A 21957-nucleotide genomic window follows, 5' to 3' on the forward strand; every position below is an offset into this window, starting at 1 on the left:
TATCAACCCGAGAGGCCAGTGTGAACGCAGTCGCCCAGAGTTTCCGCCATGAAGAGCGCGCCAATGTCATCCTGACAGCCGACGTCGTGGATTCGCGCGGCTCGCAATGCGCACGTATTTCGGACCTTTCGCCGCGCGGCCTGCTGGGCGTGACAGCCCTGTCGACTGCTTACCTGATCGTCATCTACGTCAATCTCTGACGCGGTCTCGGGCACTGGCCATCTCCCGGGCGACGGCAACGAAATCGTCAACTGACAGGGTCTCGGCCCGGCGCGTGGATTCGATCCCGCAGGCTTCCAGGGCCTCCAGCGCGCCGGACAGGCCCTTGAGGCTCTGGCGGAGCATCTTGCGACGCTGGCCGAAGGCGGCCTCGGTCAGTTTCTCGAGCACCTTGGCCGAGACGCCTTCGGGCGCCTCGCGGGGGACAAGGTGGACCATGGCGCTCATGACCTTGGGTGGCGGGGTGAAGGCACTCCGGTGCACTTTCATCGCCAGCTTCGCCTCCGCGCGCCACTGGGCAAGCACGGCGAGGCGACCGTAGGTGCCGGTTCCCGGCTTGGCGACGATGCGCTGGGCGACTTCCTGCTGGAACATCAGCGTCAGGCTGGTCCAGGCTGGCGGCCAGTCCTGCCCGCTCAACCAACGTGTAAATAGCAGGGTGCCGATATTGTAAGGCAGGTTGGCGGCAACCGCGAACGGCTCTCCCATCAATTCGGCATGGTCGATGGCGAGCGCATCGTCTTCCACCACGCGCAACTGGCCGGGGAAGGCCTCCTGCAATTCGGCCAGCGCCGGGATGCAGCGGCTGTCGCGCTCGATGGCGGTCACGCGGGCGCCTGCACGCAGCAGGGCGCGGGTCAGGCCGCCGGGGCCGGGGCCGATTTCCAGCACGGCCTTGTCGTGGAGGTCGCCCGGGATGGCGGCGATCCGGTCCAGCAACTGCTCGTCGAACAGGAAGTTCTGCCCCAGCGCCTTGCTGGCCGAGAGGCCATGCGCGGCGATGACTTCGCGCAAGGGAGGCAGGGTCACGCCAGCGCCGCCCGCCGTGCCGCGATCTCGCCCGCCATGCGGATGGCTGCGATCATGGCGTCGGGGCGGGCGATGCCCTTGCCGGCAATATCGAAGGCCGTCCCGTGATCGGGCGAGGTGCGCACGATCGGCAGGCCGAGCGTCACATTCACGCCCTCGTCGAAATCGAGCGCCTTGAGCGGCACCAGCGCCTGGTCGTGGTACATGGCCACGGCCACATCGTAGCTACCACGCTTGTGCGGGGCGAACAGGGTGTCGGCAGGATGGGGGCCGGTGGCGTCGATACCCTCGGTACGCAGCTGGACGATGGCGGGGGCGATGATCTCGATCTCCTCGCGGCCCATGCGGCCACCCTCGCCCGCGTGCGGGTTGAGTCCGGCGATGGCGATACGTGGATTAACGATGCCGTAGTCGGTCTGCATGGCCCGCGCGACCACGCGGGTGCGCTTAACGATCAGGTCCCATGTCAGCAGGCCGGGCACTTCGGACAAGGCGCAGTGCACCGTCATCGGGACAGTCCGCAGGGAAGGACCCGCGAGCATCATTACCGCATCTTGCCGCGGTGCCCCGCAGCTGTCGGCGCAGAACTCCGTCTGGCCGACGAATCCGGGTTCGATTGCGGCAATTGCAGCCTTGGACACCGGGCCGGTGACAACGCCGCTGCAATCGCCTGCCTGCACCATGCCGAGGGCGTCCTCCAGCGCGCGCAGGGCGATCTCCGCCGAGGTCCGATCCGGAGAACCGGTGCGCGCCGTATCTCCGGCCTCGCCCACTATCATGAAGGGCGGGAGTCCCAGTGCATCGCGCCGCTCGCAGATTTCGGCAATAATCTCGGGACCGACCCCCGCCGGGTCACCAATGGTGACAGCAAGCGGGAGTGGTCCGGTCACGGGATCAATTGTACTCGATCACCGCGTCGCGGCGAAGGTCGCGCAGGTAGCGCTGGGCGCGGCGGTTCACGCGTTCGTCTTCCAGCGACATCATGATCTGGTCGGGCGAGGGGCCCTCGAATTCCTCCGGATCGTCGCGGCCGCACAGCATCAGCACGCGCAGACTCCCGCCGGGCTCAAGTTCGCCGAACGGCGGCGTGGTCTGGCCGACGTTGAGCTGCAGCATCAGGTTCTGGAAGGCTTCGGGCAGCTGCCGTACCTGGATCTCGTCGTTGTCCACCGTGGTGGCGCCGATTGCAGAGGCGCGCAGGTTCGCGTCGCCGCAACCCTGCATGTCCTGGATGGCCTCGGCGAAGGCAGCGCCGCGTTCCTCGGCTTCTGCCTGCGAGGCGTTGCCCGGAATACTGAGGCTGATCTGCTTCAGGCTGAGCACGGCATCGCGCGGGTCGGCCATGCCGATCTGGCGCTGGTCGATCATCAGCAGGATCGAATAGCCGCCGGGAATTTCCAGCGGGCCGACCAGCTGGCCGGGCACCATGCCGGCGGCAGCCGCTTCCAGCGTGGGATTCTGCAGCTGTTCGAGCCGGATCCAGCCAAGGTCACCGCCGACAATCGCGCTGGAGGCCTGTGAGTACTGGCGGGCATAGGCGACGAAACTGCCGCCCTGGCGGAGCTGTTCGATGATCTGGTTCGCGTTCGCCATTACCTGGTCACGGTTGGTGGGCGTAGCGGCGAGGTAAATCTCGCCCAGGCGGTATTCCATCGTACCGCGCGATTCGTTCATGCGCTCTACCAGCTCGTTCACTTCGGCCTCGGAGACATTGACGAAGGGGCGGACATTACGGCGCAGCAGGCGGTCCCAAGCCATTTCACCCTGGATCTGCCGCTTCACCGAGCGCGGGCTGGAGCCGATCGAGGCGAGGAAGGCGTCCATCTCGGCCACGGTGAAGCCACGTGCCGACGCGGCAAAGTCGCGGTAGGCGACGTCGATCTCTTCGGGAGTGACGGCCATGTCCTGCGCTGCGGCTTCCTGCACCTGCAGCGTCTCGTCGATCAGGTTGCGAAGCACCTGCAAGCGCAGGCGCTGCACTTCGCTTTCGGGAATTTCGATGTCCTGTGCTGCCAGGATCCAGGCCACACGGTGATCGACATCGGTGCCGGTAATGATGTTGCCATTCACGCGGGCCGTGGCGCGGCGGACATTGGGATCGCCCGGTTCGACGACGAAAGTGACGTCGTCCGGCAGGTTGAAGGCATCGGAGCCCGACACCTGCACGCCTTGCGCCTGCACGCCGCCGGCCAGGGCGGTCGCGGCCAGGGCGGTGGCGGTAGTTAGCTTGAGCAGCTTGTTCGCGATCGTGATCACACTGTTACCTTAATTTGTTTGCTGGTGCTTGTAATGCACCGGGTTGCAGGGTGGCACATGGAATTGCACGGCTGAACCCTGGCTGAGCCGGCACTCCCTAGCCAAATGTCCGTAGTCTGCCAATGCGGCTTGGGGATAGCCGGGTATAGCGGCCTAGTTGAAGCCGAGGTTGCGCAGCGAGAAGTAGATGCGGAAGCTGTTGCCGCTCTGGGCGTCAGCCAGCTGGATGTAGTCGCGCCGCCAGGTGAAACCGAATTCGAGGCAGTCGTCGGCGTAGGCGATGCCGAGGCGGGTGCGCAGGGGTTCGAAGCCATCGGATCCGAAGGTCGGGTCTTCGTTCCGATCCGTCAGGTTGATGACCGCCGAACCGAAGATCGACCAGTGATCGGCGAAGGCCACGCGCCCCGCTACACGCAATTCCTCGCGGTCCTGCAAGTCTTCCAGCGTGAAGTCGATGTCGCGGTTGAGCCGCAGGTAGCCGATTTCGACATAAGTCCGGTCGGAGCCGACCGTCGCGTCCACCTCGTTGCGGCGTACTGCAAGGTTGTCCTTGTCGAGGCGGAAGCGGTGGGTAAACTTGAGGAAGTCCTGGTAGCGCACTTCCGTGCGGCCGACGACGTCGGAGAACTGTTCGTTGAGGCCGGTGCCGTCGGGGAAGAGTGCCTCGTCTGTCAGGCGGTAGGACTGGCCGATGGTCGAATGAATGCGCCAGCCGGGGAAATTCGCCTGCCAGTCCGCGCCATAGGTGATGCGGGCGCCGTCTTCGACCCGGTCGTAGCCGGGGAAGCGGTTGAGCGCGAAGAGGTTGGAATCCTCCAGGTCGATGGCACGCGCGTCCTCGTTGGGAATGTCGAGGTTGCGAATGCTGGGCGAAGCTACGAACTGCACACGCGGCGTCAGGATCTGCGTGCCGCCCATGAATTCGCCGATGAAGGGCCACTTGATGTCGAGCGCGGCCGTGGCCACACCGCGCGCCTGCCAGCCCGCCTCGCCGCGATAGGCAGCGATGTTGGTCAGCAGGTTGTCGCCCGAATGGTAGATATCGCCGCGCACCATGGCCGTCAGCGTCACTTCCTGGCCCATCGGGGTAATGCGCCTGAGATCCCATTGTGCGCGTGCGAAGGCGCGTTGGGTGTCCTGTCCTTCAGATCGGGTGATGGCGAGCGTATTGGCCTGCAGTTGCAGCATTCCGCCAACAACCGGGTCTTCCAGGCGGTAACGCGCGTCGATCAGGGGCAGGGCCAGCGGCACTTCTCCCTGCGGTGTGCTGACCAGCAGGGCCTGCGTCGCCCAGCCGGCCACCGACACGAAAGAGTTGTCGTCCACACGCTGCAATTCCACCACCGAGCGGATGCGGTCTTCGCGGGTGATGTCGTAGCGGCGCAGGAAGGTGCGGTCGCTCGCCACACGGATGGAGCCTTGCGCGGTCCAGTTCTCGTCCAGCTGGAAACGGCCATTGGCGGCGAGATAGCCGCGGAAATCGTTCTGCGAGGTGGGGACGGTCGAGTTGAGCGGGATGCGCGAGCCGTAGGTGGCATAGCCGGTGACCTGATAGGCTCCGTTGCCGGTCAGCTCGCGATAGTGCGCCGACACCATGGGGGCGGCTTCGGTGAAGATATAGCCGGTCACCTCGAGATCGCGGTTGTCGGCGATGCGCCAGTAATAGCTGTCGCTGATCTCGATACCGTTGGATGCGGTCAGGCCGATGTCAGGCACGAAGAAGCCGCTGTCGGCGCTGCCGTCGGCGCGCACGGTCAGGCCGGGCAGCGGCAGGATACGCGCGCCGAACAGTTCGAGATAAGCGTTGCGGAAGCGGATGCGCGAGCTCTCGCTGTCGTAGTAGACGCGCTCTGCCGTTACTCGCCAGCTGGGGCTGCGGTCGCACCCGTCGGCGTCCAGCACGGCGCAAGACGAGTAGACCGCGCGGTCCAGCTCGATATCGCCGTTTTCGGCACGGGTGGCTTCCATCGCCGCCAGTCGCCCGCCCTGGCGAAAGGCCAGCAGCAGGTTGGTCATCGCGCCGGCTTCCAGCTCGTCGGTCAGCACAAGGCGGTCAGTGAACAGCTGGTGGCCGTTCTCGTCCACGAGGCGTACCGACCCCGCAGCGATGATCTCGCCGGTCATGCGGTTCCAGCTGACCTCGTCGGCGCGCACCGACTGGTCGCCCGAGCGCAGCACGACATTGCCGGAGGCGGAGACCGTGTCCGTCGTCTCGTCATATCGCAGCTCGTTGGCTTCAAAGCCGATTTCGCGCGGCACCTCGGTTTCGAGCGGATTGATCGACGCCGAATCGCTTTCGTCCTGCGCCAGTACCGCGTGCGGCGCGGCCACAAGCATTGCGGCCGCAAACCCCACGGCGGGCAAGCGGTGATACAGGGCTTGCTTGGCGATGTGCAGGCCGGGGAGCATGGCTTGCCTATTGCACCGCGCGCCCGTAATCGCAACGCCAGCTTTTGCCGCCTGCACGCTGCGGGCTGGCTGACCCGATCAAATTTGCTGGAGCCTCCATGGATATCGAATTTCGCGACTCCCTTGCCGCTGATGCCCCGCGCCTGGTTGCGCGCCTTGTCGAGCAGGGAAAATTGCCTGACGACCTGCCGCGCGCCACGAAGGAAGGGGCCGAAGCCTCGCGCTTCACCGGCAAGACCGGCCAGGTGTTCGAAACTTTCGTGGAACAGGGCGACACCGTGCAGCGGCTGGCACTGGTGGGCATGGGCAAGAAGAAGGGCAGCGAACACCACGCTGCGCTGGAGCGCGCCGGTTCGGCGCTGACCGCCAAGTTCCTCACCAGCGGCGAGAAGACCTTGGCGATCGACGTGGCGGCTTCCGGCCTCGATGCCGACGAGACCGCCGCCATGCTGATGGGTGCGCGCCTGCGCGCTTGGCGCTGGGACGAATACCGCACCAAGCTGAAGGACGAACAGAAGCGTTCGCTGAAGACCGTGATCGTGGCCGGTGCGCCTGACGGCACCGAAGCCAAGTGGGAAGATGCCGCCGCCGTGGCCAAGGGCGTGGAGTTCACCCGCGAACTGGTCGCCGAACCCGCCAACGTGATCTACCCGCAGAGCTTCGTCGAACGCTGCCAGAAGCGCTTCGAAGGCACGGGCGCGGAAATCCAGGTGCTGGACGAAGACGAAATGCGCACGCTGGGCATGGGTGCACTGCTGGGCGTGGGCCAGGGCTCGCGCCGCGACAGCAAGCTGCTGGTGATCAAGTGGACCGGAGGCAAGTCAGCCGACAAGCCGACCGTATTTGTCGGGAAGGGCGTGACATTCGATACCGGCGGCATCTCGATCAAGCCCGCCGCGGGCATGGAAGATATGAAGTGGGACATGGGCGGCGCCGGTGCCGTGGCGGGAGCCATGCTGGCGCTCGCTTCGCGCAAGGCCAAGGCCAATGTCGTGGGCGTCTGCGGCCTTGTCGAGAACATGCCTGACGGCAATGCCCAGCGTCCCGGCGACGTGGTGAAGACCATGAGCGGCCAGACCGTCGAAGTCATCAACACCGACGCCGAAGGCCGCCTGGTGCTGGGCGACGCGATGACCTGGGCACAGCGCGAGTTCAAGCCGGAGAGGCTGATCGACCTCGCCACCCTGACCGGTGCCATGCTGGTGGCGCTGGGCCACGAGCACGCAGGCCTGTTTTCCAACGACGACAAGCTGGCCGATAGTCTCACGGCAGCGGGCAAGACCAGCGGTGACAAGGTCTGGCGGATGCCGCTGGGTCCCGCTTACGACAAGCTCATCGACAGCCCGATTGCCGACATGAAGAACGTTGGCGGCCGCTGGGCGGGTTCGATCACGGCGGCGCAGTACCTGCAGCGCTTCGTCGAGAAGGGCGTCAACTGGGCGCACCTCGACATTGCCGGCATGGCCTGGGCGGACAAGCCCGGCGCCACCTGGGACAAGGGCGCTACCGGTTACGGCGTGCGCCTGCTCGACCAGTTCATCCGCGATACGGCGGAGGGGTAGGAGCGTGGCTTGCCACGTTCTCTTCCGGTATCAAGCAGCGAAGCGGTAGGCCAACAAGGATGCGCGTCGACTTCTACCAGCTGAGCCGCGATCCTGCGCCTGCCGTGGTGGCCATGCTGGCCGCCAAGGTGCGGCAGGCGGGCGAGCGGCTGCTGGTGGTGGCCGACGATCTCGACCTGCTGGAAGCGACCAGCAAGGCCTTGTGGGAGGCTACGCCCGAAGCCTTCCTCGCCAATGGCATTGCCGGTGACGAGCACGACGCGCGCCAGCCGATCCTGCTGTCGAACGAGGTCGATGCGGTAAACGGGGCGCAGTTCCTGCTGCTGGCGGATGGCCTGTGGCGCGATCCGGGCCAAGGATTTGCCCGGGTGATGATGCTGTTCGACGATACGACGATCGACGGTGCCCGAGCGACCTGGAAGGCGCTGGGCGACCATGAAGGACTGGAGCGCCATTTCTGGCGGCAGGAAGGTGGCAAGTGGCGGGAAGTCGCCTGACCAAGAGGGGAAGTACCATGAAGAAGATTGCACTTTTCGCAGGCGTTGCCTTGCTCGCATCCTGCGGCAGCCCGAATGAGGGCACGATCGAGACCGAAGACGGCGAAGTCACCTACGACATCGACGAGGGCGGCGACGGGATCGACGCCACCTTCACCGGGCCTGACGGCGAAGTCGCGCGCTTTGAATCCGGTCCCAACACCCAAGCCGAATTGCCGAGTGGCTTTACCATCTACCCGGGCGCGACTGTGGTGATGAACCAGACCGTGACCACCAACGATGGCGGCGGATCGATCCTGGTGATGACAGCTTCTGCCAGCGCGGAAGAGGTGATCGAGTTCTACCGCGGACAGGCTTCCCGGGCTGGAATCGACATTGCCAGCGAGATGAATGCCAACGGCACGCGGGTAATCGGCGGCGAGGCTGAGGACGGCACTGCGCTGAGCGTCAGCGCGATCCCGTCGGGCGATGGAACCACGCAGATCCAACTGACAATCGGCCGCGGAAACTAGGCGCAGCAGGTCCTAGTCAGGCAAAGTCTCGCTTGCCCCCTTGCACGGGGCGGGCTAGTGGCGCGCCCGAAATAACCGACAATAAAATCTCGCAAAGGAACTACCCATGGCGGTCACCCGCACCTTCTCGATCATCAAGCCCGACGCCACGCGCCGCAACCTGACCGGCGCGGTCACCAAGATGCTTGAAGAAGCCGGCCTGCGCGTCGTTGCTTCGAAGCGCATCCGGATGACCCGCGAACAGGCCGAAGGCTTCTATGCCGTTCACAAAGAACGCCCCTTCTTCGGTGAACTGTGCGATTTCATGACCAGCGGCCCCGTCGTGGTGCAGGTGCTGGAAGGCGAAGACGCCGTGAAGCGCAACCGTGACATCATGGGCGCCACCAACCCGGCTGACGCCGCCGAAGGCACCATCCGCAAGACCTACGCCGAAGGCATCGAAGCCAACTCGGTCCACGGTTCGGACAGCGAAGAAAATGCCGCGATCGAAATCGCCTTCTTCTTCAAGCCGGAAGAAATCGTCGGCTAACCAGCCCGACTGATCATTTCGGGGCGAAAGCCCCGTAATCCAGCGAATGCGAGCGGTGCGATGCGCCGCTCGTTTTCGTTTGTTCGGCCTGCATTGCTGCGCGCGCGGCCAGAGTGAAGTCCAGCCCGAGCACTTCGTAGATGCGCGCCATTTCGCCTTCCCAATCGCTGTCGAGGGCGGTGAATTCAACGCGCGCAAGCGGGCCGGTGAAATTTGCGAGGGCTGCTCCCATCCGCTCCTCGCGAAGGTCGATCTTGCGCGCGGCTTCCTGTTCGATCCAGGCGTAGTCGACCTCGTCCGACTGGATCGCCATCTGGTTGGCCACCAGCGATGCGGCGCTGCGGACCATGTCTGCCTCGTCGCGCCGGGTCATGATGACGCGGGCCTCGGGAAACTCTGCAAGGAGGGCGGGCAGGTCCTCGGCGAATTGCGGCACCTTGAGCACGCGCGGGCGCTCGGCATTGCCGTGGAAATGGGCGTCGGTGCGCAGGATGCGGCCAAATTCGCGGTAGACCGGCGCGGGGTCGCGGTCCTCGGAGAAGGCTGTGAAGGCGGGGATGCGCCACTGTGCCTCGTAGGCGCAGTGATCGAGCGCACAGGCGAGCCAGCCCAGTTCCTCGTCGGGTCGGGTCGTGCCGAAGGGGTGGATGGTATCGAGCCACGGATCGAGCCTGCGGGCGATCGCCAGTGTCAGGGCAGACCACGCCGGGCGCGTGTCGGGACGGCGCGGCACGGGGTGCCAGCTGTCGCAGAACCGCGTTGCCGCCAGCGCCGGATCGGAGGCCAGCAGGCGGTGCACGCGGGTGGTGCCCGAACGCATCTGGCCGACGATGATGATGGGCGGGGCGAGTTCGGTCTCCAGCACCTCGGGACGCTCGCGCCAAAGGACGCCCAGTTCCAGCCGCTGCCGGATCACCCGCACCAGCTGGCCGTGGGCAATGGTCAGGCCAAGCGCGTTGAGCCGAGCTTCGGATTGCAGCGACTCACTCAGCACCTCCAGCCGCAAACGGAAGTCGGCCATGTCGGCTTCGCAACGCGGTCCCATTTCGCCTTCTGCCGTGGTTTCGCGCAGGGCCTTGCCCCACAGCGCATCGGGATCGAGCGATGGTTTCTGCGACAGCCCGCGACGCCATGCCGCTTCCAGCCACCCGTTGAACCGCTCGACATGCGGCGAGCGGGCAAGGGGGTGGGAGCGGGCAGGAGGGGCCATGCGTCAGAACTGGTCCGCGATGTCTTGCATCTTGGTCAGCCGTTTGGGAGCAACCGATCGCCAGCTGCGCTCCAGCCATTCCGCAACATGGTCCCAGTCCACACCGGGGCGATTGAGGATAATCCCCACCCAGCCGCTGGCACCGTAGTAGGCGGGTTTGAAATAGGTTTCCGGCGCGGTTTCGACCAAGCCTGCCAGTTCGTCCGGCCCGCTGGTCTTCACCATCACGCAGATGTGCTCGCTGCCATGGTGCTGGTCGTTGAAGTAAGCAAAGTACTTGCCGCTCTTGCCGCCGGTGCGCCAGCCGGGGGAACCGTGGCTTTCGCGTTCCTCGACCTCGGGCAGGGCCATGGCCAGCTCGTGCACGCGCTCCAGCAGCCAGTCGGCGCGGAAGTGACGCCCGACATAGTCTGCCACCATGCGCGGGTAGAGCTGGTATTCGGCCAGGATCACGCGGCGCGCGAGGCTGTCCGCCGTATCGGTCGGCAGGATCGCGACGGGCAGCTGGCCCAGCAGGGGGCCGCCGTCGAGTTCGGGCGTCACCACATGGACCGAGCAGCCGCCGAACTTCTCGCCTGCGTCGATGGCGCGCTGGTGTGTGTCTAGGCCCTTGAACTTGGGCAGCAGGCTGGGGTGGGTGTTGACCATGCGGCCTTCCCAGCCGGTGACGAAGTCCTCGGTCAGGATGCGCATGTAGCCGCATAGCGCGAGGTATTCGGCGCCGCTGTCGCGCAGGGCCTTGTCCATCACCTGCTCGTGCTCGCGGCGGCCAAGGCCGGTGTGCGGGTAAGAGAAGGTGGGAATACCCTCGGCCTCGGCAATCTTCAGGCCGGGGGCGTCAGGCACGTTGGAAGCGACGAGGACGATCTCGTAGGGGCAATCAGGCAGGCGCGACTGGAACAGCAGGGCCGACATGGTCGTGCCGTTGCCCGACAGCAGGCAGGCGATTTTCGCCTTCTGCTGTCCCATATCAGGCATCGTGATCCGCTTGCCAGTCGTCCTTGCCGGACCATGTTCCAGCCGATCCGCGCACGGTGCAGCCGCGCTGTCCGGCGACGATCTCGCCGACGCGGAAGACCTGCTCGCCAGCTTCGGTGAGTGCGCTGGTGACGACATCGACATTGTTTGGCGTCACCGCCAGCACCATGCCGACACCGCAGTTGAAGGTGCGCGCCATTTCGCCCGGTTCGATGTTCCCCTGCGCCTGCAGGAAGGCCATCAGACCCGGCTGCTGCCAGGCATCGGCGTCGACCACGGCGCGGGCGCCTTCGGGCAGGACGCGCGGGATATTTTCCAGCAGGCCGCCACCGGTGATGTGGGCAAGCGCATCGACCTGGCCGCTGCGCACTACGGGCAGCAGGTTCTTCACATAGATGCGCGTGGGTTCGAGCAGGGTCTCCACCAGCAGGCGGTCCTGGTCGAACAGGGCGGGGCGGTCGAGCTTCCAGCCCTTGTCTTCGGCAAGCCGTCGGACCAGCGAGAAGCCGTTGGAGTGCACACCCGACGAGGCAAGGCCCAGCAGCACGTGGCCGGGCGCGACTTTCTCGCCGGTCAGCTGCTCGCCGCGCTCCACCGCGCCGACGCAGAATCCCGCAAGGTCGTAGTCACCCTCGGAATACATGCCCGGCATTTCCGCGGTCTCGCCGCCGATCAGGGCGCAGCCGGAGATCTTGCAGCCTTCGGCAATGCCCGCGATCACCGCCTCGGCGACGCCGTTCTCCAGCTTGCCAGTGGCGAAGTAGTCGAGGAAGAACAGTGGCTCTGCCCCCTGCACGATCAGGTCGTTCACGCACATGGCGACAAGGTCGATGCCGACGGTATCGTGGCGGCCGGTGTCGATGGCGAGCTTCAGCTTGGTGCCGACGCCGTCATTGCCGGCGACCAGCAAGGGGTCCTTGTAGCCCGCCGCGCGCGGATCGAAGAAGCCGCCGAAGCCGCCGATTTCGCCGTCTGCACCGGGGCGCATGGTGGCTTTCACCAGCGGGCCGATGGCCTTCACCAGCCGGTTGCCAGCCTCGATCGAGACCCCGGCCTGCTCGTAGGTATAGGATTGTTTGTCCGAACTCATGCCCCCGCCATAGTCTTTCGGGCTTGGATTTCCACTCGCCTTTGGGCAAAAGGCTGGCGATTTCCCCGATGACAACACTTTCCCTCCCCTTCCGCCCCCGTGGGACCCGCTTTCCCGCCACCCTTGGCGTGGTCGCTTTCGTGTTGCTGGGCGTAGTGGCCGTGGCCTCGCTGATGGCGCAGGTCGGCGGCGACCGCGGGATCGCACCCGTTGCCAGTAGCGCCGACATCGACGTCAGCGGGATCGAGGTGAATGTCCGGGGCGAGAGTGCCGAAGACGCCCGCGCCAACGGCTGGCGAGAGGCCCAGCGGCTGGCGTGGGAGCAGCTTGGCGGTCCCGAAATCCCGGATTCGCGGCTCGATTCGCTGGTCTCGGCCATCGTCGTCGAAGAGGAAAGCATCGGTCCGCGTCGCTACATCGCGCGGCTGGGTGTCATCTTTGACCGCCAGCGTGCGGGAGCCCTGCTTGGTGCCAGCGGCGCACAGGCGCGTTCGGCCCCGATGCTGACGCTGCCGGTGATGATTACTGGCGGCACGCAGACCATGTTCGAATATCGCAACGTGTGGCAGCGTTCCTGGGCGGAGTACCAGTTTGGCGACAGCTCTATCGACTATGTCCGCCCGGATGGCTCGGGCGAGGATTCGCTGCTGCTGACCTATGGCCAGACCAGCCGCCGCAGCCGCGTATGGTGGAATGCCATCCTCGACGAATTCGGTGCCGCCGACGTACTCATCCCCGTCGCCAACCTGCAGTATGATTGGCCCGGCGGCCCGGTGAGCGGCACTTTCACCGCGCGGTACGGCCCCGACAACCGCTTCCTCGACAGCTTCTCCATGCGCGCTGCGAGCTCGGAAGAGCTGCCAGCCATGCTCGACCGCGCCGTGGAGCGCTTCAACCAGATTTTCGAGGCCGCGCTTGCCGATGGCACATTGCGGCCAGATCCGACGCTGACCCTCGACAATATCGAGATCAGCCCCGAAGTTCGCGCCCTGCTGGACCAGGCCCGCGCGGCCGAGGCTGCTGCTGTCGCTGCAGCGGCAGAGGTCGAGGTGAACTTCACTCCGACCACAGATGGTGCTGCGGAATCGCCGGACCCCGTCCAGACGGCATCGCCCACCGCGACCTATACCGTGCAGGTGGCAACGCCCAATGCAGCCTCGTTCGACGGCGCACTTTCCAACCTGCGCGGCACGCCGGGTGTGAGCCGGGTCACCGTGGGCTCGACCGCGATCGGCGGCGCTTCGGTCATGAATGTGACCTATTCGGGTGACCTGTCCTCGCTGGCAGCTGCCCTGCGCGCGGGCGGTTGGGCAGTGAACGAGGGCCAGAACGCGCTCGGCATTTCGCGCTAGGCGCCGGGCGGGAGGTGTCCGCATGAGTCAGATCGCGCTTCCCCTGTCTGGCGGCGGCCAAGGCCCTGCGCGAATCGTTGTGGGAAATGCCAACGCCCACGTTGCCGAAGCCTTGCAGGCTCCGGAGAACTGGCCGTTCCGCACCGCCGTGCTCACCGGTCCGCCGCGGTCGGGTAAGTCGCTGCTGGCACGCTGGTTTGTGGCGAACGGCAAGGGGGATGCGCTCGACGACGCACAGGCCATGCCGGAGGACGAGGTCTTCCACCGCTGGAACCGTGCGCAGGAGCAGGGAACGCCCCTCCTGATCGTCGGTGGGGAGCCCCCGTGGGAAATCACCTTGCCGGACCTCAAGTCCCGACTCGGCGGCTCCTTGCAGCTCGAAATCGGCCAGCCTGACGACGACATGGCGCGCGAATTGCTGCTGTCGCTCGCCGACGAGCGCGGGCTGCACCTGCGCGCGGATGCGGCGGACTATCTGATCCCGCGCGCTTCTCGCTCACAGGCAGATCTCGAGCGGCTGGTCGCGACAATCGACCGCTTGTCTCTGGAGAGAAAGGCCCCACCTAACCTCGGTATCTGGCGTGCTGCACTGGAAGCGGTGCACGGGCCGGAGGAGCCGCGCTTGATCTAGGCCGGTTTTAATGGGAAACTGGCACTTGCGATGTTTGACAGACTGATCGCCTATCTGGACTCGGTCCATGCCCGTGACCCGGCGCCCCGTTCGCGCTGGGAGATTCTGTTGTATCCGGGCGTCCTGGCGCTCGGCCTGCACAGGGTGGCGCACTGGCTGTTCGAAGCGAAGATGTTCTTCCTCGCCCGCTTCATGAACCATTTCAGCCGCTGGCTGACCGCGATAGACATCCATCCCGGTGCCAGGATCGGCAAGAACTTCTTTATCGATCACGGCTTTACCGTGATCGGCGAAACTGCCGAGATCGGCGACAACGTGACCATCTACCAGTGCGTAACGCTGGGCGGCACCAATCCCACCAACGGCAAGGCCGGCAAGCGCCACCCGACCCTGTGCGACAACGTCATCATCGGTTCGGGCGCGCAGGTTATCGGGCCGATCACCGTGGGCGAACGCGCCCGCGTGGGGGCCAATGCCGTGGTCACCGACGACGTGCCCGAAGGCGCGACAATGGTCGGCCTGAAGGCGCGGTCGACGCTGGTTCCGGCAGAGGAATGGATCAAGGAGTTCATCCCCTACGGCACGCCGTGTGACGAACCTTGCGAAGGCACGGGCGCCGTTGGCCGTGATTGCGTTGAAAAGCTGGAAAGCGAGATCAAGACGCTGCGCGAGCAGGTCGAAGCCTTGCAAAAGGCCCTGCCAGCCCCGGCCGAGGGCGGGGAAGACCTGTTCTCCGCCAAGCGCAAGAGCGGTACGGAGAGTTGATGGGCTCCTCTGGCGGCATGCCCAATGTCGTGGCCTTTCCCGGCCAACGTGTTCCCTCACAGGTCTGTTTCGACCGCCTCGAGCTCACCCGTATCCTCGATCTTTACGGCCGTATGGTCGCCGCGGGCGAGTGGCGCGATTACGCCATGGACTTCACCAGGGACTGCGCCACCTTCGCCGCCTTCCGCCGCACCGCAGACGTGCCGCAGATGCGGCTGGAGAAGCGTCCCGCCCTGCACCAGCGGCAGGGCATGTGGGCGCTGTTTGGCGAACAGGGGCAGGTGCTGAAGCGTGGCCACGAACTTGCCAACGTCCTTGCTCCGCTCGAGCGCCGCCTGATGAAGGTGGTGGAGGGCTAGGCGCCCCAGTCGGAAGGTCAGTCGAAGACGTCCGCCTGGCTGACGTGTTCGAGGTCAGTCTGCGCCCGCGTTACCTTGGCCACGGTCTGCGCCATGAACCAGGCCGATCCCACCATGAACAGGCCGAAGAGCAGGAACAGACCGATCGCGGCGAAGGCCGGCATGATCACGTAAAGCCCGGGAATGCTTTCGAGGTAGAGCACTGTGATGATCGCGGCGAGGAAGATGAAGGCAGCCCAGTTGCAGGTGTACCAGCTGGTCACCGGTCCGGCGCTGGTGGCAGCATGCCATTCTGCCTTGCCAATGCTGCGGTTGTAGAGTTCGCGCGTCGAGGCGAAGGGGACCCAGAGGTTGACGAAGGGAATGAAGAAGGACGCTGTCGCCCAACCTGGCGAGTAGTTCAGGCCAGTTACTCCGCCGTCGTGCAGGTTGCGGTGCGCCTGGTTCACCCAGATCGCCACCAGCACGATCGACGCCACGAACGATCCCAGTTGCACGATGCCGATGATGCCAATGACAATGGTGTAGCCCACCGCATTGCCGATTGGCATTTGCGGGAGCAGGAACACGAGGCCCAGCTGCACCACGAAGGCCAGCAGGACCGAACCGACATATGTCAGCAGGGCGATCCGGGTGGCCGTGCCAAGTGTACCCAGCGTGCGAATTCCCGAATCCATCATGCGCCCCTTCCATCCCTACAGGTCCACCGCGATAACTGGCGCAATTCGTGTCTTGCGCCAAGAGCTTAGCGGCGGCGGACCTGTGGGAAATATCGGATAGCGTCAGGCCGGCTGGGTGACGGGGCTGGCGATGGGCAGGCGGTTCTGCAGGTCGCCCGGCAACTTCCCGACTACGCCCGCACGGATCGACGGCCAGAAGGCCGACAGCATCAGCAGGGCCGAGCCGATCACCAGCGCGGTTAGCGCCACGCTGAGTTCCACCATGCCGTATTCGCCGAACAGGCTCGACAGGGCGAAGAGCACATAGGCGAGGGCCGAAACCAGCAGGGCGCGACGGTCGATGGCGAGGGCGACAACGCCGAATACCACATAGACCGCCAGCACCATGGCGACACCGCCAAGGCCGACCACGTCGCCCTGGGTAATACCCAGCCAGTGGAACAGCGGGTGCGCGATCATGGGTGCCGCCAGCAGATGCAGCCAAAAGGCCACGTCGCTGCGGCGCGTTTCGCGGCCACGGTCGCTGATGTCCCAGCGCATGGCAAAGGTGAAGACGCCGAGCCCACCGGCAAAAACCAGCGGCAGGATCAGGTTCTCGGGCGAGGTGAGATTGGCGGGCCCGATTGCGGTCACGATCAGCGCGATCAGGGTCGCCACCGTCGTGGCCGCCATGGCCGCGATAGTGATCGGTACCATGAACCGGCGCCAGTGCAGCCACGCCGCGATCGCGCCGGACAGGAATGCGCCCGCGCCAATGAGTCCGGCGAGACGACCGTTATCGTCGACATTAGTCTCACTGAGCACTTCGATGGGTGCCGCGACCACGCCGCCGACGAAAGCCAGCAGCAGGATGATCGAGGGCAGCGCCATGCGGCGGCGCTTGGTGAAAAACTCGGACATGAACCATGCTGCGGCTGCCACCAGTACGCCGGCGAGGCCGGGCATGATCGCGCTGCCGATGCCCGCCATGGCGACCAACAGCAGGATGGCCGCGATGGTGACGAAGATATCGTTGAACGAATTGACGAGACGGAAATTTTCCTCGTCGGTGACGGGCATCTTGCGCATGTGCGCAACGTGCGCACGCAGCGCCGAAGCTGCCTCCTGGGAAATTGCGCCGCCCGCTACCGCGTCGCGCAGGTCTTGTTCGCTGTACATGAGGTCCTCCCCCGTTCGTCCCGGCGCGGAAGGTAGCCTACTGTGTTAAGATGTCAACACACCTGCCAGTCAGAGCGATTCGAGCGTACCAACCAGCTGGTTGAAGTGGTCGATCACGGCATCGGCGCCCAGTTCGGCGACGGGCACGTCATGGTAGCCATAGCGGTAGGCGATCGCCGGAATGCCGGCGTTACGCGCGGCGTTTACGTCGAAAGTGGAATCGCCCACCATGACCGCGCTGCCGCCGCCGCAGTCGCGGATTGCGCCCAGCAACATGTCCGGCTTGGGCTTGGCCTTCTCGCGGCCCAGCGAATCTCCGCCGTAGATTGCGGTAAAGCGCCTCGTCAGGTCCAGTTCGTCCAGCAGCTGCTTGGTGGGGCCTTCGGACTTGTTTGTGCAGACCGCCAGCTTCACGCCGCGATCGTCCAGCTCGTCCAGCGCGCCCAGCACGCCGTCGAAAGGCACGGTGTTGTCGGCGATATGGGCCCAGTAGTGCTGCAGCAGGGCGTCGCTCAGTTCCTCGAAGCGCTCTTCGCTCACGGGACCGCCGGTGATATTCAGCCCGCGCTCGAGCATGGCCATGGCCCCGCCGCCGATCAGCTGGCGCACCTGCGCCGGCGACTGCGAGGGCCGGCCCTCCATGACCAGTGCATGGTTCAGCGCCGGGCACAGGTCCAGACTGGAATCGACCAGCGTGCCGTCGAGGTCGAACAGGACAATATCGAATGGAAATGTAGCCATGGTGTGCGGCGTCTGGCGCAGAGATGTGGAAACTGCAATCAATTGCTGGCATGGCGCTCGCCATGAGCGAACGACCGATTGCCGCCATCGTCCTTGCCGCAGGCAAGGGCACCCGCATGAAAAGCAGCCGCCACAAGGTCTTGCACGCCGTGGCCGGGCGCCCGATGATCGAGCACCTGCTCGCCAGTGTCGGCGAACTTGCCCCGCAAAAGCTGGTCGCCATCGTCGGTGAAGCGCGCGAACAGCTCGAAGCGCAGCTGGCCGGGCGCGCCGACTTTGCCGTGCAGGAACCGCAGCTTGGCACCGGCCACGCGGTGCAGCAGGCAGAGGCTGCCCTGGCTGGTTTCGAGGGTGACGTGCTTGTCCTCTACGGCGACGTGCCCTTCGTGCAGGCTGCCACGATGCAGGCGATGATCGCGCGGCTGCGTGCAGCCGATGCCCCGGCCGCCGTGGTGCTGGGGTTCGAGCCAGACGATGCACTCCGTTATGGCCGGGTGATCGCCCAGCAGGGCCGGATCCTGAAGATGGTCGAATACAAGGACGCCAGCGAGGAAGAGCGCGCCTGTACCCTGTGCAATTCGGGATTGCTGGCCGTGCGATCAGAGGACCTGTTCGACTTGCTTTCCCGCGTGAAGAACGAGAACGCGCAGGAAGAGTACTACCTGCCTGACATCGTCAACATCGCCATTGCCGACGGCCGCAACTGTGCGGTCGTGACCTGTGACAGCGCCAACGAGGTGGCAGGTATCAACAGCCGCGCCGAACTGGCGGCGGCAGAGGCGCAGTGGCAGGCCTACAAGCGCGAAGAGGTGATGGCCGAAGGCGTCACCCTGCGTGCGCCCGAGACGGTGTTCTTCAGCTGGGATACCGCGCTGGCGGCAGATGTGGTGGTGGAGCCCAACGTGGTATTCGGTCCCGGCGTGACCGTCGCCAGTGGCGCGGTGATCAAGGCCTTCAGCCACCTTGAAGGCGCGAGCGTTGGTGAGGATGCCGAAGTCGGCCCCTATGCCCGCCTGCGTCCCGGTACCAAGCTGGAGAGGGGCAGCAAGGTCGGCAACTTCGTCGAGATCAAGAAGGCGACACTCGGCGAGGGAGCCAAGGCCAACCACCTCACCTACCTTGGCGATGCCACGGTGGGCGCCGGCGCCAACATCGGCGCGGGCACGATTACCTGCAACTACGACGGCTATTTCAAGCACGAGACAAAGATCGGCCCGCGAGCCTTCATTGGCTCCAACAGCGCTTTGATCGCCCCGGTCAGCATCGGTGCCGATGCCATCGTTGCGGCGGGCAGCGCGGTCAGCCGCGACGTCGCTGACGGCGAACTTCGCATGGTCCGCGCCGAACAATTGGTGAAGCCGGGCTGGGCCGACCGCTTCCACGACGCGATGAAAAAGAAGAAGGCAGACAAGAAGTGACTGATCGCTACGACGGCAAGCCCTTCCTCCGCCTGCTCGACAGCTACGTGATGGACGCCATCGGCCACCTCGACGAGGCCAATGCCAATTGGCTGACCGAGGCCGAACCGCACTTCCGCCACACCTTTGGCGAGCAGGGCAGCTGGCGCGAGATCGTCGAGGCGCGGATGCAGTTTCCCGACGGAATGCCTGCGGCCATCCGCGAGCTGTGGGACAAGGGCCGCGTGAAGGCGCGCGCCGCCAACGGCGTCGAGCCGACGCCCGGCCAGTTCACCCGCCAGTTCGTAGACAGCAATTTTCCCCATTGAGACCAGCAGGAGCGAGCATGTCCGCACCCGAGATCACCGACGAACAGATAGCCCTGCTGCTGCAGGCCAGCCGCGAGTTTGCTTTCGAGCAGATGGCTGCAGGCAAGCGCGTGCTGCCTTTCGGGACCCGCGTGAAGACCGACGGCGAGATCGAATTCGTCTCGCTTGCCCCGGAGGGTTCCGAGGAACCGGTGGACGTTATCTATGGCGCGACGCGGGATGCAATCGCCAGCGAGGCACGCGAGGGCAAGCTCGTCGCGGCCAGCCTGGTGGCTGCCGTGGAACTGGCGGAGCCGCAGGACGGTTTCGACAAGGCGATCCGCATCCACCTGGAGGCGCCGGGCTTCGTGCGGCAGGTGCTCTCGCCATTCTCCGTCATCGAGGCCGAAGAGGGTGAAAAGGAAGGCCAACTTGATCTCGGCAGCCTGATTCCCTTGATGGCCGAGGCGGAATTGTTCACTGGCTGACGCAATGCATCATGCGTTCAGCCAGCCCTTGGCAGGGACGCACCTGCAATCCTAAACGGATTGCCAACCATCGGCGGCTAACCGGCCAGCTGAACCAGCAGGGATTATCGCGGGAATGTGCGGAATTATCGGAATCGTCGGCCAACATGAAGTCGCCGGCCGACTGGTCGATGGCCTCAAGCGGATGGAATATCGCGGCTACGACAGCGCCGGGGTCTGCACCGTGCACGATGGCCAGCTGGTGCGCCGCCGTGCGCAGGGCAAGCTGGTCAACCTGGTTGAGGAACTGTCGGGCAATCCCGCGCCGGGCCTGACAGGTATCGCCCATACGCGCTGGGCCACCCACGGCGCGCCGACCGAGCACAACGCCCATCCGCATGCGACCGGACGTGTCGCACTGGTGCACAACGGCATTATCGAGAACTTCAAGGAGCTGCGGGACGAACTTCGTGCCGACGGCCACACGTTCGAGAGCGAGACTGACACCGAGGTGGTGGTGCACCTCGTCAGCCGCGAGGTCGAAGCGGGCAAGTCCCCCGAAGACGCCGTCGCCGCTGTCCTGCCGCGCCTGCGCGGTGCCTTTGCGCTGGCGATCACCTTCCGCGACCATCCCGAACTGTTGATCGGCGCGCGTCTCGGCTCGCCGCTCGTGGTTGGCTATGGCCCGCAGGACGACAAGGGCGGGGAGATGTACCTGGGCTCCGACGCGCTGGCACTGGCCCCCCTGACGCAGCACATCGCCTATCTCGAGGAAGGCGACTGGGTCACCATAACGCAGGATGGCGCAACCATTCGCGATGCCAGCGGCAAGGTGGTACAGCGCGACATTCAGTCTTCCGGCGCCTCTGCCGTGGCGATCGAGAAGGGCAATTACCGCCACTTCATGCAGAAGGAGATCTTCGAGCAGCCGACTGTCGTTGCGCAGACCCTGCGCAGCTACCTGCGCCCGGGCGAACAGCGCGTGGCCTTGCCGCAGATCGACTTCGACATTTCCGCCATCGACCGCATCACCATCGTTGCCTGCGGAACTTCCTATTACGCTGGAATGGTGGCGAAATACTGGTTCGAACAGTTCGCCCGCGTGCCGGTGGATATCGATTTTGCCAGTGAGTTCCGCTACCGGGACCCGATCCTGACGCCGGGTGGCCTGGCGCTGTTCATCAGCCAGAGCGGTGAGACTGCCGACACGCTGGCAGCGCTGAAACACTGCAAGGCCAACGGGCAGGTCATCGCCTCGGTGGTTAACGTGCCCACGAGTTCGATGGCACGCGAGAGCGACTTGCTGTTGCCAACCCACGCGGGGCCGGAGATCGGCGTCGCATCGACCAAGGCCTTCACCTGCCAGCTCGCCGTCCTCGCCGCCTTGGCCGCGCACTTCGCCGTCAAGAAGGGCCTCATGGATCGCGAGGAAGAGGCAGAAGTCGTCAAGCACCTGCTCGAAGCCCCTGCCAGCCTTAATGCCGCGCTCGACCATGATGACGAGATTGCCGACATGGCCCACCTGATCGCGCCGGCGCGCGACGTGCTGTACCTGGGCCGCGGCGCGGACTTCCCGCTGGCTTTGGAAGGTGCCCTGAAGCTCAAGGAAATCAGCTATATCCATGCTGAAGGCTATGCTTCGGGCGAGATGAAGCATGGCCCGATCGCACTGATTGACGACGCCGTGCCGGTAATCGTACTCGCGCCCAGCGGCCCGCTGTTCGAAAAGACCGTGTCCAACATGCAGGAAGTGCAGGCGCGCGGTGGCAAGGTGGTGCTGATCTCGGACGCTGACGGTATTGCCCAGGCGGGCGAGGGCTGCATGGCCGTGATCGAGATGCCCAAGGTGCACCCGCTGATCGCCCCGCTGGTCTATGCCGTGCCGGTGCAATTGCTGGCTTACCATGTAGCCGTGGCCAAGGGTACGGACGTGGACCAGCCGCGTAATCTGGCGAAGTCGGTCACTGTCGAATAAGTCGCAAATTTGCGCAATTGCAGGGCTGCGACTTTACCTGGCACTAACCATT

Annotated in this window: 23 protein-coding genes; 13 read left to right on the forward strand and 10 right to left on the reverse strand. The window is 65.2% G+C overall.

The window, feature by feature from the left end; translation table 11 throughout:
• Window positions 1-20: 20 nt before the first annotated feature.
• A complete protein-coding gene (locus tag AAEO60_RS03465; RefSeq protein ID WP_341672251.1) occupies window positions 21-200 on the forward strand; it encodes a hypothetical protein in 180 nt (59 codons plus the stop codon).
• Here the strand turns inward: AAEO60_RS03465 and rsmA are convergent.
• From rsmA to AAEO60_RS03485, 4 genes are all read right to left on the reverse strand, one after another.
• Window positions 190-1029: a 16S rRNA (adenine(1518)-N(6)/adenine(1519)-N(6))-dimethyltransferase RsmA gene (gene rsmA, locus AAEO60_RS03470; protein ID WP_341672252.1), complete on the reverse strand. Its 840-nt coding sequence runs from the start codon at window positions 1027-1029 to the stop codon at window positions 190-192. The two genes, AAEO60_RS03465 and rsmA, sit on opposite strands and share 11 nt — an antisense overlap.
• Window positions 1026-1919, reverse strand: coding sequence for a 4-hydroxythreonine-4-phosphate dehydrogenase PdxA (gene pdxA / locus AAEO60_RS03475; protein ID WP_341672253.1), 894 nt, complete (start codon window positions 1917-1919; stop codon window positions 1026-1028). Before pdxA ends, rsmA begins: the two co-directional genes overlap by 4 nt.
• A 4-nt stretch (window positions 1920-1923) precedes the next feature.
• Window positions 1924-3285, reverse strand: coding sequence for a peptidylprolyl isomerase (locus AAEO60_RS03480; RefSeq protein WP_341672254.1), 1362 nt, complete (start codon window positions 3283-3285; stop codon window positions 1924-1926).
• Window positions 3286-3438: 153 nt separating this feature from the next.
• Window positions 3439-5694: an LPS-assembly protein LptD gene (locus tag AAEO60_RS03485; RefSeq protein WP_341672255.1), complete on the reverse strand. Its 2256-nt coding sequence runs from the start codon at window positions 5692-5694 to the stop codon at window positions 3439-3441.
• Window positions 5695-5792: 98 nt separating this feature from the next.
• Between AAEO60_RS03485 and AAEO60_RS03490 the strand changes: the two genes are divergently transcribed.
• The 4 genes from AAEO60_RS03490 to ndk all read left to right on the forward strand — a co-directional run bounded on the left by AAEO60_RS03490 (window position 5793) and on the right by ndk (window position 8794).
• Window positions 5793-7256: a leucyl aminopeptidase gene (locus AAEO60_RS03490; protein WP_341672256.1), complete on the forward strand. Its 1464-nt coding sequence runs from the start codon at window positions 5793-5795 to the stop codon at window positions 7254-7256.
• 59 nt (window positions 7257-7315) lie between these two features.
• Window positions 7316-7753 (forward strand): DNA polymerase III subunit chi, encoded by a 438-nt coding sequence (locus tag AAEO60_RS03495; protein ID WP_341672257.1) that lies wholly within the window; start codon window positions 7316-7318, stop codon window positions 7751-7753.
• Window positions 7754-7770: 17 nt separating this feature from the next.
• Window positions 7771-8265: a hypothetical protein gene (locus AAEO60_RS03500; RefSeq protein ID WP_341672258.1), complete on the forward strand. Its 495-nt coding sequence runs from the start codon at window positions 7771-7773 to the stop codon at window positions 8263-8265.
• A gap of 106 nt (window positions 8266-8371) precedes the next feature.
• Window positions 8372-8794 carry a nucleoside-diphosphate kinase gene (gene ndk, locus AAEO60_RS03505; protein WP_341672259.1) on the forward strand — a complete coding sequence of 141 codons (423 nt, stop codon included), beginning with the start codon at window positions 8372-8374 and terminating at the stop codon, window positions 8792-8794.
• Window positions 8795-8807: 13 nt separating this feature from the next.
• On the opposite strand, the gene AAEO60_RS03510 is transcribed toward ndk, so the two are convergent.
• From AAEO60_RS03510 to purM, 3 genes are read right to left on the reverse strand one after another with little or no spacing between them, the layout of a single operon-like run.
• Window positions 8808-10004, reverse strand: a complete 1197-nt coding sequence (locus tag AAEO60_RS03510) for a sulfotransferase family protein (RefSeq protein WP_341672260.1) — start codon at window positions 10002-10004, stop codon at window positions 8808-8810.
• Window positions 10005-10007: 3 nt separating this feature from the next.
• A complete protein-coding gene (gene purN, locus AAEO60_RS03515; RefSeq protein WP_341673537.1) occupies window positions 10008-10973 on the reverse strand; it encodes a phosphoribosylglycinamide formyltransferase in 966 nt (321 codons plus the stop codon).
• Window position 10974: 1 nt separating this feature from the next.
• Window positions 10975-12072: a phosphoribosylformylglycinamidine cyclo-ligase gene (gene purM / locus AAEO60_RS03520; RefSeq protein WP_341672261.1), complete on the reverse strand. Its 1098-nt coding sequence runs from the start codon at window positions 12070-12072 to the stop codon at window positions 10975-10977.
• 68 nt (window positions 12073-12140) lie between these two features.
• Here purM and AAEO60_RS03525 point away from each other — a divergent pair, with 68 nt between their 5' ends.
• Genes AAEO60_RS03525 through AAEO60_RS03540 form a run of 4 tightly spaced genes read left to right on the forward strand, consistent with a single transcriptional unit; the run spans window position 12141 to window position 15179 of the window.
• Window positions 12141-13424 carry a heavy-metal-associated domain-containing protein gene (locus AAEO60_RS03525; RefSeq protein WP_341672262.1) on the forward strand — a complete coding sequence of 428 codons (1284 nt, stop codon included), beginning with the start codon at window positions 12141-12143 and terminating at the stop codon, window positions 13422-13424.
• A gap of 22 nt (window positions 13425-13446) precedes the next feature.
• Window positions 13447-14055 (forward strand): HdaA/DnaA family protein, encoded by a 609-nt coding sequence (locus AAEO60_RS03530; RefSeq protein ID WP_341672263.1) that lies wholly within the window; start codon window positions 13447-13449, stop codon window positions 14053-14055.
• Between the two features lie 30 nt (window positions 14056-14085).
• Window positions 14086-14820: a serine O-acetyltransferase EpsC gene (epsC, locus tag AAEO60_RS03535; RefSeq protein WP_341672264.1), complete on the forward strand. Its 735-nt coding sequence runs from the start codon at window positions 14086-14088 to the stop codon at window positions 14818-14820.
• Complete coding sequence (locus AAEO60_RS03540; RefSeq protein WP_341672265.1) at window positions 14820-15179, forward strand: DUF2794 domain-containing protein; 360 nt, start codon at window positions 14820-14822, stop codon at window positions 15177-15179. The genes epsC and AAEO60_RS03540 overlap by 1 nt, the downstream gene beginning before the upstream one ends.
• 17 nt (window positions 15180-15196) lie before the next feature.
• Here the strand turns inward: AAEO60_RS03540 and AAEO60_RS03545 are convergent, their stop codons facing one another.
• The 3 genes from AAEO60_RS03545 to AAEO60_RS03555 form a co-directional block, all read right to left on the reverse strand.
• Complete coding sequence (locus tag AAEO60_RS03545) at window positions 15197-15859, reverse strand: DUF4328 domain-containing protein (protein WP_341672266.1); 663 nt, start codon at window positions 15857-15859, stop codon at window positions 15197-15199.
• A gap of 102 nt (window positions 15860-15961) precedes the next feature.
• A complete protein-coding gene (locus AAEO60_RS03550) occupies window positions 15962-17017 on the reverse strand; it encodes a hypothetical protein (RefSeq protein WP_341672267.1) in 1056 nt (351 codons plus the stop codon).
• Between the two features lie 69 nt (window positions 17018-17086).
• Window positions 17087-17758, reverse strand: a complete 672-nt coding sequence (locus AAEO60_RS03555) for an HAD-IA family hydrolase (protein ID WP_341672268.1) — start codon at window positions 17756-17758, stop codon at window positions 17087-17089.
• Between the two features lie 62 nt (window positions 17759-17820).
• Here AAEO60_RS03555 and glmU point away from each other — a divergent pair, with 62 nt between their 5' ends.
• From glmU to glmS, 4 genes are all read left to right on the forward strand, one after another.
• Window positions 17821-19176: a bifunctional UDP-N-acetylglucosamine diphosphorylase/glucosamine-1-phosphate N-acetyltransferase GlmU gene (gene glmU / locus AAEO60_RS03560; RefSeq protein ID WP_341672269.1), complete on the forward strand. Its 1356-nt coding sequence runs from the start codon at window positions 17821-17823 to the stop codon at window positions 19174-19176.
• A complete protein-coding gene (locus tag AAEO60_RS03565; protein ID WP_341672270.1) occupies window positions 19173-19484 on the forward strand; it encodes a hypothetical protein in 312 nt (103 codons plus the stop codon). The genes glmU and AAEO60_RS03565 overlap by 4 nt, the downstream gene beginning before the upstream one ends.
• Window positions 19485-19501: 17 nt before the next feature.
• On the forward strand, window positions 19502-19951 hold the full coding sequence (locus AAEO60_RS03570; RefSeq protein WP_341672271.1) for a hypothetical protein: 450 nt from the start codon (window positions 19502-19504) through the stop codon (window positions 19949-19951).
• Window positions 19952-20066: 115 nt separating this feature from the next.
• A complete protein-coding gene (glmS, locus tag AAEO60_RS03575) occupies window positions 20067-21905 on the forward strand; it encodes a glutamine--fructose-6-phosphate transaminase (isomerizing) (protein WP_341672272.1) in 1839 nt (612 codons plus the stop codon).
• The last annotated feature ends 52 nt before the right edge of the window (window positions 21906-21957 follow it).

The sequence above is a fragment of the Aurantiacibacter gilvus genome, assembly GCF_038289935.1.
Classification (GTDB): domain Bacteria; phylum Pseudomonadota; class Alphaproteobacteria; order Sphingomonadales; family Sphingomonadaceae; genus Alteraurantiacibacter; species Alteraurantiacibacter gilvus.